Genomic DNA, 12487 nt, shown 5'->3' on the forward strand with positions numbered 1-12487 from the left:
CCTAGGTTCGTGGCGTCTCAGCCGCCCGGTAGCGTCTCCGGCGCTCGGCAATTCGAATGACAGAAGGAGTTTGTCTTGAGCGCCTACTCGATCAACCGCCGCAAGATCATGCTGACCGCTGCTGCGGCGCTCCCCGTGCTGGCAACCGGCGGTGGCGCCAAGGCGGCAGCACCGGGCAGTGCGGCGAACAATGCCGGATATTATCGATTTCGCGTCGGGGACATCCAGGCGACCGTGCTCAGCGACGGGCTCCTTTCTGGCCCGCCCAGGATATACGCCAACGATGCGCCGGAAATGGAGCTTCAGGAGGCACTGATCCGCGCATTCCTCCCTACGGACGTGATGACGCTCAATCTCAACACGCTTCTGATCGAGACGGGCGGCCGTCGCGTTCTCATCGAGGCTGGCGCAGCGCAGACGATGGGACCGAACGGTGGGCGAGTGTTTGGCAACCTCGCGGCTGTTGGCTTGAAGCCGGAGGATATCGACGTCGTCGTCGTCTCGCACACGCATCCGGACCATGTCGGTAATCTACGAAACGCCAACGGCGGCAAATCATTCCCGCGTGCAACGGTGTATCTGCCCGAAGCCGATTGGAATTTCTTCGTCCGCGGCGAGCCCGACCTTTCATACATGCCTGTAAATGCGGAATTCCGCCGACGATTCGGTGAGGCCATCAAGCGCAGCGTAGAACCGATTGCGACCGACGCCGTGTTGTATCAGGCCGGAACGGAGATCGTGCCTGGGTTGACCACGCTGGCAGCGCAGGGGCATACGCCCGGGATGGCGACGTTCCTCGTTCATTCAGGGTCAAGCCAGCTCTTGCTGACCGCCGATCTCGCATATCATCCGGTCGTCAATGTTGATCGAAATTGGCGACCAGGCCCCGATCGTGACAAGGATGCCGCATTGCAGTCGCGCCGCCGTATTTTCGACCGCGCGGCAGCGGACAAGCTTCTCGTCCTGGGATTCCATTACCCCTTCCCCGGTCTCGGCCGAATATTGAGAACCGACGGCGGCTACGCTTGGGTTCCTGCGAATTGGCAGTTCGACTGAATTTCGAAGGAGGAGCGAAACCGCTGCTCCCGGCGGGGGCGGTGACACAATGGGACGGATGTCCTGCAGAAAAAAGTAAGGCGCGACTGGCATCACCACAGTCGCGCCCTACGTCGCCGGCTTATGGGGCAGGGGGGAATAGCCGGCTGCTGAGATGACTCCTGCGCGCGAAAGTCGTTCCAGGGCTCGCGAAATATTTTGCCGGTCTGCGGCATTTTCCGCACACGGTTAAGTGATCGTTGCTGTTGAGAACCCCCGATCCTGCGGCGGCGTTGTTCCCGTGCCCGCCATGGGGCGAGGATCGGCAGCCATGTCACAGATTCAAAAGGTTTTTTTGAGCGCAATTGCGGTCGTTGCCACCCTCGGTGCCGTGCAGCTGGCCTCCGGGCACGATCTCGCAGACCGCTGGCAGGCGGTCGCCGACCTCCCCAGCCACAGTTCCAGCGTCGCTGTGGGCCACAACGTCAACCGCACCGCCAAGGCAGACCGGCTCGCCGAGATCAAGCCGGCAGCTGTTCCCACCCGCACGGTCTCGATGCGGCTGAATGACCTCGCGGATACGTCGGTTCTGCTGCGGGTTCCCGCGGTCATCGAGACCGGCAATGCCAAGACGCCGGTGCTGCTCCAGAACCAGAAGAAGCCTCGCAACAAGCCGACGATCGCCTGTGAGCCGATGGTCAGCTCGCTAACCGAGGTCGCAAGGCTCCTCCAGCCCGGCCGCTGCGTGACCTGATCCACCCCGCCAGGGGTGGCTGGCAGACCCAGGCTTCACATCCTCTTGATCCGCCATTGCCTCGCGCTATATCCGGGTTCCCTCCCTTTTGTTTGACCGGGTAAGCGCATGACGACGTCAGATACGGCTGTGCATACGCAGCCTTTCCAGGCCGAAGTTTCCGAACTGCTGCACCTGATGGTGCACTCCGTCTATTCGGAAACCGACATCTTCCTCCGCGAGCTCATTTCCAACGCCTCCGATGCCTGCGACAAGCTGCGCTACGAGGCCATCGCCAGTCCCGCCCTGCTAGGCGAAGGCGGCGCACTCAAGATCCGCATCACCCCGAACAAGACGGCCAAGACGCTCACGATCGCCGACAACGGCATCGGCATGGAGCGGCAGGAGCTGATCGACCATCTCGGCACCATCGCCCGCTCCGGCACCAAGACGTTCGTGTCCAAGCTGAAAGAGGCCAAGGACGGGCTCGGCCTGATCGGCCAGTTCGGTGTCGGTTTCTATTCTGCCTTCATGGTCGCCGAGAAGATCGTCGTGATCAGCCGCCGCGCCGGCGAGAGCGATGTCTGGATCTGGACGTCCTCCGGCGGCTCCGGCTTCGAGATCGCCCGTGCCAGCGATGAGGAAGCGGCGCGCCTGACGCGCGGCACCGAGATCGTCCTGCACCTGAAGGACGACGCCAAGAAATATCTCGAGACCTACGAGATCGAGCGTATCGTCACCGCCTATTCCGACAACATCCTGTTTCCGATCGAGCTGGTGCCTGAAGAAGGCGAGCCGCGCCAGATTAACTCGGCGAGCGCGTTGTGGCAGCGCTCCAAGTCGGAGCTGACGGCTGACGATTACAAGAAGGCCTATCAGCAGATCGCCTCTGCCTTCGACGATCCCGCGATGACGCTGCACTACCGCGCGGAAGGACGTTACTCCTACGCCGTGCTGCTGTTCGCGCCCTCGACCAAGCCGTTCGACCTGTTCGAGCCGAACCGCAAGGGCCGCGTGAAGCTCTACGTGCGGCGCGTCTTCATCACCGACGATGCCGACCTCTTGCCGGGGTACCTGCGCTTCGTCCGCGGTGTGGTCGACAGCGAGGATCTTCCACTCAACATCTCGCGCGAGATGCTCCAGAACAATCCGCAGCTGGCGCAGATCCGCAAGGCGGTGGCGACGCGCGTGGTGTCCGAGCTCGAAAGCCTCGCCGACAAGGACCCGGAGAACTTTGCCAAGATCTGGGACGCCTTCGGCGCGGTACTGAAGGAAGGCATCTACGAGGATTTCGAGCGGCGCGAAAAGCTGCTGTCGCTGTCGCGCTTCACCACCACGTCGGGCGAGAAGCGGTCGCTGAAGCAGGTCATCGCCGATTTCAAGCCGAACCAGACCGAGATCTATTATCTCGTCGGCGACAGCATCGAGCGGCTGAAGTCCAATCCGCGGCTGGAAGCTGCGACCGCGCGCGGCATCGAGGTGCTGCTGCTGTCGGATCCCGTCGACGCGTTCTGGACCTCGATGCCCTCGGATTTCGAAGGCAAGCCGCTGAAGTCGCTGAGCCAGGGCGATCTCAATCTCGATTTGATTCCGCGTATCGACGATAAGGACGAGGCGAAGAAGGACGAGCCGGCTGCGGACGAAGCAGCCACCATCGCGGTGATCAAGGCCGCGCTGGGCGAGCGCGTCAGCGACGTCAAGGTCTCGACGCGCCTGACCAGCTCGGCCTCCTGCCTCGTCGCCGACAGCCAGGGCCCGAGCCGCGAGCTCGAGCGCATCTTGTCGCAGCAGAACCGCGGCATGAAGACCAAGCCGATCCTCGAGATCAATTTGCGCCATCCGCTGGTCACCGCGGTCACCAAGGCGCAGGCTGCTTCGACAGTCGTCGACGATATCAGCCTGCTCCTGCTCGAGCAGGCGCAGATCCTGGACGGCGAATTGCCGGAAGACCCGGCAGCGTTCGCGGCGCGGCTGAACCGGCTGGTGCTGCAGGGGCTCGGCGGCTAACGCTGCCTCGCAGCATCATTTCGACCGCGCTTGACCTAGGTCGTCAGGTCGCTCGGCGCGCATCGCTTCCGGCGCTGCGCGTCTCGCTCACCTTGACGTCATCAGGTCTTAGGAACAGTCGCGGACGGCGAGATGTTGTGTCATATAATGCGACGTCACCAATTCGAGGATTTCCCCATGCGCTTGTCATTCCTCACTGTTACCGCGATCTCCACGCTGCTGGGCGCGGCGGATGCCAGCGCGCAGCGATACGATCCGGCCTATCCCGTCTGCATGCACCGCTACGTCGGTGGCCCTGGTGGCGGAGGAAGTGACTATTACGACTGCTCGTTTACCTCGCTGGAGCAGTGCCGCGCCACGGCCTCGGGCCTTGCCGCGACCTGCGACCTCAATCCCTATTACGCCTTCAACGAATCGCCGCCGCCCCGCCGACGTCCCAAGAAGGTGCACTGAGCCGAGCGGGACCAAAGCCGCGACGTCTGCATTCATCACTCTTTCGACCTGATCACACCCGCCAGTACGCTGCCGGCGGGTGCGATCTTGGTTGCGGGCTGTTGACAGTTAACCGCGCCCTAACCGAGTTTACCTTGTCTCTTAACGCCTGGGTCAGGGCGCTCGGGCTAAGCTGTCGGACACCGCAGACCGCCCGAAAGAGTAAGCAATATGACCACCGGCGTCATCGAGCAGCCGAAAGCCGCGCGCGCACCGTCGGCTTCCAAGATCTGGTTGAGGGCGATCGAGCTCACGGCGCGGATCGAAACGCTGCCGGGCCGTCTGTTCGCCGACGTCGTCGACGATTGGGCGCAACGCCAGCCGAACCGCGTCGCTCTGGTGGCGGACGAGGCAAGCCTCGATTACGCAGGCCTCTCGAAGAGAATCAATCGCTACGCCCGCTGGGCGCGCTCGGTCGGCCTGTCCAAGGGCGATACCGTTGCGCTGATCATGCCGAACGGCATCGACTATGTCGCGGCCTGGCTCGGCATCAGTCGCGTCGGCGGTGTGGTCGCACTGATCAACACCAAGCTCGTCGGGCAATCGCTCGCGCACTGCCTTGATGTCGCGAAGCCGATGCATGTCATCGTTGCGCATGTGCTGACGGGAATGCTGGACAGCGCGGCTCCGCATCTGAAGACGGGGGCAAAAGTCTGGACGCATGGCGATAGCCGCAGCGAACGTGCGATCGACGTCGCGCTTGCCGTTCTCGATGACGGCCCGCTATCGCCGGAGGAGCATGGCCAGGTCACCATCGACGACCGTGCGCTGCTGATCTACACCTCCGGCACCACTGGCCTGCCGAAAGCCGCCAGCATCAGCCACCGCCGCATCCTCAATTGGGGCTTTTGGTTCGCCGGCCTCACCGGCGCGACGCCGCAGGATCGACTCTACGATTGTCTGCCGCTGTTCCATTCGGTCGGCGGCATCGTCGCGCCGTGCAGCATGCTGGCCGCCGGCGGCTCGGTGGTGATCGCCGAGAAATTCTCGGCCTCGCATTTCTGGTCCGACATCGTCCGGCACGACTGCACGCTGTTTCAATATATCGGCGAGCTCTGCCGCTATCTGCTCAAGGCCGCGCCCTCGGAATACGAGAACCGGCACCGCCTGCGGCTCGCTTGCGGCAACGGTCTGCGCGGCGATATCTGGGAGGATTTCCAGGCGCGTTTCGCCATTCCACGCATCCTCGAATTCTACGCTGCGACCGAAGGCAATTTCTCGCTGTTCAACGTCGAGGGCCAGCCGGGTGCGATCGGCCGCGTCCCGGCGCTGCTCGCGCACCGCTTTCCTGCAAGTCTCGTCAAGCTTGACCCCGATAGCGGCGCGCCGCTGCGCAATGAAGAGGGCTTCTGCATCGCCTGCAGCCGCGGCGAGGCCGGCGAAGCCATCGGCCGCATCGGCACCGCGGACGAGGGCGGTGGGCGCTTCGAGGGCTACACCGATGCCGGTGAGACCGAGAAAAAAGTCTTGCGTGATGTCTTCGTCAAGGGCGATGCCTGGTTCCGCACCGGCGATCTGATGCGGATGGACGACAAGGGATTCTTCCATTTCGTCGACCGTATCGGCGACACGTTCCGCTGGAAGGGCGAGAATGTCGCGACCTCGGAGGTGAACGATGCCGTGCGCGATTTCACCGGCGTCGTCGATGCCACTACCTATGGCGTCAGCATTCCCGGCGCCGACGGCCGGGCCGGCATGAGCGCGATCGTCGTGAACGAGGGCTTTGACATCGCCGCGCTGCCCGCCCATCTCGCGCAGCGCCTGCCGGTCTACGCCCGCCCGCTCTTCATCCGCATCTCGCGCGAGCTCGACGCCACCGAGACCTTCAAGCAGAAGAAGGGCGAGCTCGCCCGCGAAGGGTTTGATCCGGCTGCGGTCTCCGATCCGCTGTTCATGCTCGACCCGACATCGGGCGCGTACGTTGCGCTGGACGCGGAGACGTATGCGGCCATCTCGGGCGGTACGATCAGGCTGTAGGGCAACCAAAATCGAGAGTTAGGTCCAATTTTATCTGAATTGTCCAAGAAGCCATTTACTTCTGTCGGGTAAACAGACCGCGATGGGGAGGCGGTCAGCAAGAGCCGCCGCAACAACGAGATCGATAACAAAGCGAGCCAACCATGTCGGTAAGGTCAAAGGTCATTGAAGCGATCCAGCAGATCGCCAAGGAGCAGCACGTCACGCTTCCCGCCCTCTCGGACGATCTGTCCCTGCATGAGACGGGCTTTGACTCGCTCGCCTTCGCCATCCTGGTCGCCCGCCTCGAGGACGAGACCGGCGTCGACCCCTTCACCATTTCCGAGGACGCAGCGTTCCCCGCCACGGTGGGCGATTTCGTGCGGGCCTACGAAAATGTCCCCGCGTGAGATCTTTGCACTTCGCGACCATCTTGGCGCGGAGCTGAAAGGCCGCGCGATCTCCGATGCACATGATGTCGTATCGCTGACGGGCATCCTGTCGCACACGGTTCTGGGCGGCCGGCTGCACGAGTTGTCCGGCCGTGCCGTGCTGCTCAAGCTGTCGGACCAGCTCCGGTCCGGCCTTGCCATGATTGAGCTCGACGGTATCGCCCGCCGCATGCTGTTGTGTCCGCCGGACCTCAATCCGGCGCATCTCGACGCCTTGATCGCGGATGCGGGGATCGATGCCGTCGTCACCGACGAGCCCGATTGCTGGGCGGCGTCCGGCGTGCCGCTGGTCGTCACCGCGCACTTGCCGCCGCAAGCCGCGGCGCCTGCCAAGACCGAGCGGGGCACCGAATGGCTGATGTTGACTTCGGGCACCTCGGGCGTGCCAAAGATCGCCGGCCATACGCTGGAAGCCTTGACCGGTGCGATCGTCGCCGAAGGCCCGTCGCGCGGACCTGCACCGGTCTGGGCAACGTTCTACGACATCCGCCGCTATGGCGGCCTGCAAATCTTTCTCCGTGCCATCCTCTCCGGCGGCTCGTTGGTGCTGTCCGATCCCCATGAGGCGCTCGCCGATCACGTCGCGCGGCTGAAGGCGCGCGGTGTCTCGCATATCTCCGGCACGCCCTCGCACTGGCGCAAGCTCCTGATGAGCGGCTCGGCCGCGCAATTCGCCCCGGCTTACGTCCGCCTCTCCGGCGAGATCGCCGACCAGGCCGTGCTCGACGGCCTGAAGGCGGCATTCCCCCACGCGTCCGTCGGCCATGCCTATGCCTCGACCGAGGCCGGCGTCGGTTTCGCCGTCAATGACGGGCTGGAAGGCTTTCCGGCCGACTATCTCGGCAACCGCAACGGCGTCGAGATGAAGGTCGTCGACGGCTCGCTGCGCATCCGCTCAACGCGCACGGCCCATGCCTATATCGGCCGCAATGCGGCGTCGCTCACCGACGACGACGGCTTTGTCGATAGCGGCGACATCGTCGAGCTGCGCGGCGACCGCTATTATTTCGTCGGTCGTCGTGGCGGCATCATCAACATCGGCGGACTGAAGGTCCACCCCGAGGAGATCGAGGCCGTGATCAACCGCCATCCCGACGTGCGGATGTCGCGCGCGAAGTCGCGCAAGAGCCCGATCACCGGCGGCATCGTGGTCGCGGACGTGATCCTCGCCGAGGGCACCGATCCGGCGCGCGCGAAAGAGATCCGCGACCAGATCCTGGATCTGTGCCGTGCCCAGCTCGCATCCCACAAGGTGCCGGCGGTGCTCCGCTTCGTCGAGGCGCTCGACGTTACCCCGGCCGGAAAACTGGCGCGCACCGATGCATAACGTTCTCGTCACCGGCGGCAGCCGCGGCATCGGGCTTGCAATCGGCAAGCGTCTGGTTGCTGCCGGCTTCAACGTGATCGCGGCAGCGCGGCGCGAAAGCGACGAGCTCAAGGCGGCCATCGCTGCCGCCGACGGGCGCCTGCATTTCCGCGCCTGCGATCTTGCCGTGATCGATGCAATCCCGGCCTTCGCAAAGCTCGTCCGCGACGAATTCGGTCCGATCTACGGCCTCGTCAACAATGCCGGTCTCGGCACCGAAGGCCTGCTGGCCACCATGCACAATTCCGAGATCGAGGCGCTGGTGCAGCTCAACGTGCTGTCGCCGATCATCCTCACCAAGTATGTGGCCCGACAAATGATGGCCGACGGCGCGGGGCGCATCATCAACATCTCCTCGATCATCGCGACGACAGGCTATAACGGCCTGTCCGTCTATGGCGCGACCAAGGCCGCCGCGACCGGCTTCACCCGCTCGCTGGCCCGTGAGGTCGGCAAGCTCGGCATCACCGTGAACGCGATCGCGCCAGGCTTCATCGACACCGAGCTCACCCACAATCTCTCCGAGGAAGGCCGCAAGCGCATTGCGGGCCGCAGCGCGTTGCGCCGGCTGCCGGAGACGGACGACGTCGCGCGCATGGTGGAATACCTTTTGGGCGAAGGCGGCCGCAACGTCACCGGCACCGTGTTCACCATCGACGCGGGCAATACCGCCTAAGCGGAACCCGACTGCCACAATTGCGTTGATCACGCGCAATGACAGCCAGCCGGATTTGGTCGTAAGATGCCCCGCAATCGATTGGTTTACGTCAATCGGTCTGCCCTAAACGAAGGGGAGCAGTCGATGACCACTTCAAACATGAGCGCTTCAAGTCGGGTCCTGAAAGAGCCGGTGCGTGTGAATGAGGTCCGCTGCCCGCCGATGTCGCATCAGAATTCCGGCGATCACGGCCACGAGGCGTATCCGCAGCAATTCGTGCACCTGATCGGCTGCCACGACGTCCCTGCATCCCAGCTGCGCAAGCGTCAGGACGAGAAGCTGCACTAGCCGCTCACGGCCGCTGCTTCGGCAGGTCAATCCGCTCGTGTGAAGATTCCGGCGGTACTTCGGTGAGGCGGCGGATGCGGCGCTCGCGCATGGCAGAGTCCTTGCTGTTGAAGTCGGACACCTCGATTTTCCCATGCAACCCCTTGGGGCCGCGCGACGATAGCCGCTCTCCCCCGTGGTCGTTTGACGCCGATCAGTGATCGCGCCGGGGCATTGCAAGGCGGCCGCATCTTGTTGTCCGGGCCACTTTCGGCCAATGATCGAAAGGGGGCGCGAGCCAGCGAACCCGGATCGATCCTGCCACGTATTTTGTTTCGTATTCCAACCGTCCGGCAATCCCGATGAGCTCAGGCGAGTCCTTCTATGGCGGCATTCCCGTCTTCCGAGGCTTCACCAGCCTGATGGATCCTGCGCTCTATGCGCCGCTGCCGGACGACTGGAGCATCGGTGTTGCCGATATCGTCGATTCGACCAAGGCGATCGCGGCGCAGCGCTACAAGGCCGTGAACATGGCGGGTGCCGCCGTGATCGCGGCGGTGACCAATGCGCTGGAGGGGCGGGAATTCCCCTTCGTGTTCGGCGGCGACGGAGCCAGTTTCGCGGTGGCGCCTGACGATGTCGAACTTGCCCGCCAGGCGCTGGCTGCGACCGCGACCTGGGTGCGCGAAGACCTCGATCTGACCCTGCGCGTCGCCTTGGTGCCGGTCAGCGTCATTCGCACACACGGCCTCGATGTGCGCGTCGCCCGGTTCGGGCCGTCGGCCAACCTGTCCTATGCGATGTTTTCGGGCGGCGGGCTCGCCTGGGCCGACGCCGCGATGAAGTGCGGCGAGTTTGCCGTCGAGGAGGCGCCTGCCGGCACGCAGCCGGACCTTTCGGGCCTGTCGTGTCGTTTCGAGGTGATGCCGGCGGCGCGCGGCCTGATCCTGTCGGTGCTGGTGATGCCGGCGCGTGGCGTCGATCCGCAGGCCTTCCGCAAGGTGATCGAGGACATCATTCATCTCGTCGAGCGAAGCCCGGAGGGCGGCCGGCCGGTGCCGCCGCAGGGGCCCCCGCTGAAATGGCCGCCGCAGGGCGTGGAATTCGAGGCCCGCACCAGGCGCGGCGGTCCGCTGCTCGCGCGCAGAGCCAGCGTGCTGGCCTATACGCTGTTCGCTTATTTCATCATGCGCTTCGATATCAAGATCGGCGGTTTCGTGCCCAGCCTCTACAAGCGCCAAGTGGTCGAGAACTCGGACTTCCGTAAATACGACGACGGCCTGCGCATGATCCTGGACTGCACGCCGCAGCTCGAGCGCGCCTTGAACGATCGTCTCAAAGCCGCCGCGCGCGAGGGCATCGTGCGCTACGGCCTCTACCAGCAGGACGCTGCGATGATGACCTGCTTCGCGCCGTCGGCGCTGCGCAGCGATCACGTCCATTTCATCGACGGCGCGCGCGGCGGCTATGCCTCGGCGGCGACGGCGTTGAAGGCGATGATGGCAGCGGGTTAGCGCCCCGCGCGCGTCCAGGTCTCACCGCCGCAGAGCGCGCCGACGCAGCCTTCGACCCGTAGCGCGTCCGCGCCGGTCAGGCTGACGTTGCTCGCATAGGTGCTGCCGTCGTCGGCATTGTAGATCTGGCCCGACCATTTGTTCGGTCCTGCCGGCTCCATGCCGCTGAACAATGGCAGGCCGATCATCGGACGCCTGGCCAGCGCGGGATTGGGATTCTTGCTGTCTGTGGCGGGCTGGCCGGTCGCGCTGTCCATGGGTTCGCGCAGCCAGACGATGTGGCCGCAGATGCCGCCGCCGCATTTGCTGATCTTGACGCGCGCATCGCCCGCCTGGGTGAGCCAGGTCCCTTCGGCGCTCTGCGCATAGGCGGAAGGCGCACCGATCAGCGCAGCCAGAATGACGGTGAGAGCGGCGAATCTGAATGTCATGGAGAGGAGCCCTGGAATGGAGGCGCCTCCATAGCAGCAAATCGAGCGCGCGCAACGTCCGAGGGAATCACATTCTGAGCTTATCTGCCTGCGCCTATTTACCTGCGATCATTTGCCCCAGCGCGCGAAAGCGACCGAGGCGGCGGTCGAGAGCCCGAACACGACCATGGCGCCGCCGACCAGCGCGAACAGGGTCCAGGCCGGAGCCTGCGCGGTCATCAGTCCGATACCGCCGATCGCGACGATCAGAAGCCGTGCCGTGGAGGCGAGCACGGGACCGCCGACGCGTGCGGCGCCTTGCGAGGAGAAGTAAAGCGACACGCCCATGCCGAAGAATACGAAGGCCGGACCTGCCCAGTGGAAATAGCTGTGCGCGGCGGCGGTGACGCCGGGATCGCGGGTGAAGAGCCCGACCCACAGCGACGGAGCGAGCGCAACGACGAGCCCGATCAGGCCCACCGTGAGTCCTGAGGCCGCAGCCGCGGTCCAGGCGACACGCCGCGCGCGCTTCACATGCCCGGCGCCGATCGCCATGCCGACCATCGGCACCGAGGCGATGCCGAAGGCGAAGGTGATCGGGATCAGCAGAAATTCGAGCCGCGAGCCGATGCCGTAGCCGGCCAGCATCTCGGTGCCGAAGGTCGCGAGGATCTTCGTGAAGATCAGAATGGTGAGCACGGTCTGGAGCGGCGACAGGCAGGCCACCGCGCCCACTTTGAGAATGTCCAGGAACATCGCGCGCTCGAAATGGAAGGCGCGGAGATTGAGCGGCAGCCGGCTGCGGCCTGACATCAGATACCAGAGGAAGAACAGTGCCGCGCAGCTGAACGCGATCAGCTGGCCGCTCGCCACGCCCGGCATGCCGAATTGCGGCACGCCGAACAGGCCGAGCCCCAGCGTGCCGCCGAGCACGATCTGCAGCACGCTCGCCCCGATCAGAATCATCGAAGGCAGGCGCATGTCGCCGGTACCGCGGATCACCGAGGCCAGCGTGTTGACGAGCCAGATCGCGACCGCGCCGGAGAACAGCACCTGCGAATAGCCGCTGGCCTCTTCGAGCACGCGCTCGCGTCCGCCGAGCAGCGAGAAGAAGGAGCGGCCGAAGGCGAGCATCATCACCGTGAAGAACAGCCCGCCGCAAAGGCCGATGATGGCGGCATGCAGCGCCAGCGTCGCGGCGCGGTCGCGATCCCCTGCGCCGAGCGCGCGGCTGATCGCAGAGGAGACGCCGCCGCCCATCGCGCCGGCGCTCATCATCTGCGTCAGCATCGCGAACGGAAACACCAGCGCGATCGCAGCAAGGGGGATGGTGCCGAGCCGGCCGATATAGGAGGTCTCGGCTACCGCAACCAGCGTGCTCCCGACCATCGCGATCATGTTGGGGATCGCGAGCCGCAGCAGCGTCGGCAGGATCGGCGCGGTCAGGAGGCTGGCGATGGGGGAGGCGACCGGCGCAACCGGCGGGACGGCATCTGCTGGGGCGTCGATCGTCATGTCCACCGGGCGGAAAATTAAA

Annotated in this window: 12 protein-coding genes; 10 read left to right on the forward strand and 2 right to left on the reverse strand. The window is 64.6% G+C overall.

The window, feature by feature from the left end:
- Window positions 1-108 precede the first annotated feature (108 nt).
- From ABIA45_RS32310 to ABIA45_RS32355, 10 genes are all read left to right on the forward strand, one after another.
- Complete coding sequence (locus tag ABIA45_RS32310; protein ID WP_275498098.1) at window positions 109-1056, forward strand: MBL fold metallo-hydrolase; 948 nt, start codon at window positions 109-111, stop codon at window positions 1054-1056.
- Between the two features lie 310 nt (window positions 1057-1366).
- Entirely contained in the window at window positions 1367-1789 is a 423-nt protein-coding gene (locus ABIA45_RS32315; protein ID WP_404654792.1) for a hypothetical protein, read from the forward strand.
- A 108-nt stretch (window positions 1790-1897) separates the two neighbouring features.
- A complete protein-coding gene (gene htpG, locus ABIA45_RS32320; RefSeq protein WP_404654793.1) occupies window positions 1898-3775 on the forward strand; it encodes a molecular chaperone HtpG in 1878 nt (625 codons plus the stop codon).
- Window positions 3776-3952: 177 nt separating this feature from the next.
- Window positions 3953-4228: a DUF3551 domain-containing protein gene (locus ABIA45_RS32325; RefSeq protein ID WP_404654794.1), complete on the forward strand. Its 276-nt coding sequence runs from the start codon at window positions 3953-3955 to the stop codon at window positions 4226-4228.
- A gap of 210 nt (window positions 4229-4438) precedes the next feature.
- Complete coding sequence (locus ABIA45_RS32330; RefSeq protein WP_404545773.1) at window positions 4439-6244, forward strand: long-chain-acyl-CoA synthetase; 1806 nt, start codon at window positions 4439-4441, stop codon at window positions 6242-6244.
- Between the two features lie 143 nt (window positions 6245-6387).
- Window positions 6388-6633: an acyl carrier protein gene (locus ABIA45_RS32335; RefSeq protein ID WP_015688794.1), complete on the forward strand. Its 246-nt coding sequence runs from the start codon at window positions 6388-6390 to the stop codon at window positions 6631-6633.
- A complete protein-coding gene (locus ABIA45_RS32340; protein WP_404654795.1) occupies window positions 6620-8002 on the forward strand; it encodes a class I adenylate-forming enzyme family protein in 1383 nt (460 codons plus the stop codon). Before ABIA45_RS32335 ends, ABIA45_RS32340 begins: the two co-directional genes overlap by 14 nt.
- Window positions 7995-8717: an SDR family NAD(P)-dependent oxidoreductase gene (locus ABIA45_RS32345; RefSeq protein WP_157282950.1), complete on the forward strand. Its 723-nt coding sequence runs from the start codon at window positions 7995-7997 to the stop codon at window positions 8715-8717. Before ABIA45_RS32340 ends, ABIA45_RS32345 begins: the two co-directional genes overlap by 8 nt.
- Window positions 8718-8843: 126 nt before the next feature.
- Window positions 8844-9047 (forward strand): hypothetical protein, encoded by a 204-nt coding sequence (locus ABIA45_RS32350; RefSeq protein ID WP_404654796.1) that lies wholly within the window; start codon window positions 8844-8846, stop codon window positions 9045-9047.
- A 341-nt stretch (window positions 9048-9388) separates the two neighbouring features.
- Complete coding sequence (locus tag ABIA45_RS32355) at window positions 9389-10540, forward strand: DUF3095 domain-containing protein (protein ID WP_404654797.1); 1152 nt, start codon at window positions 9389-9391, stop codon at window positions 10538-10540.
- Here the strand turns inward: ABIA45_RS32355 and ABIA45_RS32360 are convergent.
- Together ABIA45_RS32360 and ABIA45_RS32365 are read right to left on the reverse strand one after the other, a co-directional pair.
- On the reverse strand, window positions 10537-10971 hold the full coding sequence (locus ABIA45_RS32360; RefSeq protein ID WP_157282941.1) for a DUF2147 domain-containing protein: 435 nt from the start codon (window positions 10969-10971) through the stop codon (window positions 10537-10539). The two genes, ABIA45_RS32355 and ABIA45_RS32360, sit on opposite strands and share 4 nt — an antisense overlap.
- A 108-nt stretch (window positions 10972-11079) precedes the next feature.
- Window positions 11080-12465 carry an MATE family efflux transporter gene (locus ABIA45_RS32365; RefSeq protein WP_271545754.1) on the reverse strand — a complete coding sequence of 462 codons (1386 nt, stop codon included), beginning with the start codon at window positions 12463-12465 and terminating at the stop codon, window positions 11080-11082.
- Between the last annotated feature and the right edge of the window lie 22 nt (window positions 12466-12487).

Source organism: Bradyrhizobium sp. USDA 336 (assembly GCF_044908355.1).
In the GTDB taxonomy this organism is placed as follows: domain Bacteria; phylum Pseudomonadota; class Alphaproteobacteria; order Rhizobiales; family Xanthobacteraceae; genus Bradyrhizobium; species Bradyrhizobium yuanmingense.

What these genes read in the sequence shown, in the direction of transcription:
- ABIA45_RS32330 (WP_404545773.1), top strand. Translation starts at nt 4,439, where the DNA reads ATGACCACCGGCGTCATCGAGCAGCCGAAAGCCGCGCGCGCACCGTCG.
- ABIA45_RS32360 (WP_157282941.1), bottom strand. Translation starts at nt 10,971, where the DNA reads ATGACATTCAGATTCGCCGCTCTCACCGTCATTCTGGCTGCGCTGATC.
- ABIA45_RS32310 (WP_275498098.1), top strand. Translation starts at nt 109, where the DNA reads ATGCTGACCGCTGCTGCGGCGCTCCCCGTGCTGGCAACCGGCGGTGGC.
- ABIA45_RS32325 (WP_404654794.1), top strand. Translation starts at nt 3,953, where the DNA reads ATGCGCTTGTCATTCCTCACTGTTACCGCGATCTCCACGCTGCTGGGC.
- ABIA45_RS32345 (WP_157282950.1), top strand. Translation starts at nt 7,995, where the DNA reads ATGCATAACGTTCTCGTCACCGGCGGCAGCCGCGGCATCGGGCTTGCA.
- ABIA45_RS32355 (WP_404654797.1), top strand. Translation starts at nt 9,389, where the DNA reads ATGAGCTCAGGCGAGTCCTTCTATGGCGGCATTCCCGTCTTCCGAGGC.
- ABIA45_RS32365 (WP_271545754.1), bottom strand. Translation starts at nt 12,465, where the DNA reads ATGACGATCGACGCCCCAGCAGATGCCGTCCCGCCGGTTGCGCCGGTC.
- ABIA45_RS32335 (WP_015688794.1), top strand. Translation starts at nt 6,388, where the DNA reads ATGTCGGTAAGGTCAAAGGTCATTGAAGCGATCCAGCAGATCGCCAAG.
- ABIA45_RS32340 (WP_404654795.1), top strand. Translation starts at nt 6,620, where the DNA reads ATGTCCCCGCGTGAGATCTTTGCACTTCGCGACCATCTTGGCGCGGAG.
- ABIA45_RS32315 (WP_404654792.1), top strand. Translation starts at nt 1,367, where the DNA reads ATGTCACAGATTCAAAAGGTTTTTTTGAGCGCAATTGCGGTCGTTGCC.
- htpG (WP_404654793.1), top strand. Translation starts at nt 1,898, where the DNA reads ATGACGACGTCAGATACGGCTGTGCATACGCAGCCTTTCCAGGCCGAA.
- ABIA45_RS32350 (WP_404654796.1), top strand. Translation starts at nt 8,844, where the DNA reads ATGACCACTTCAAACATGAGCGCTTCAAGTCGGGTCCTGAAAGAGCCG.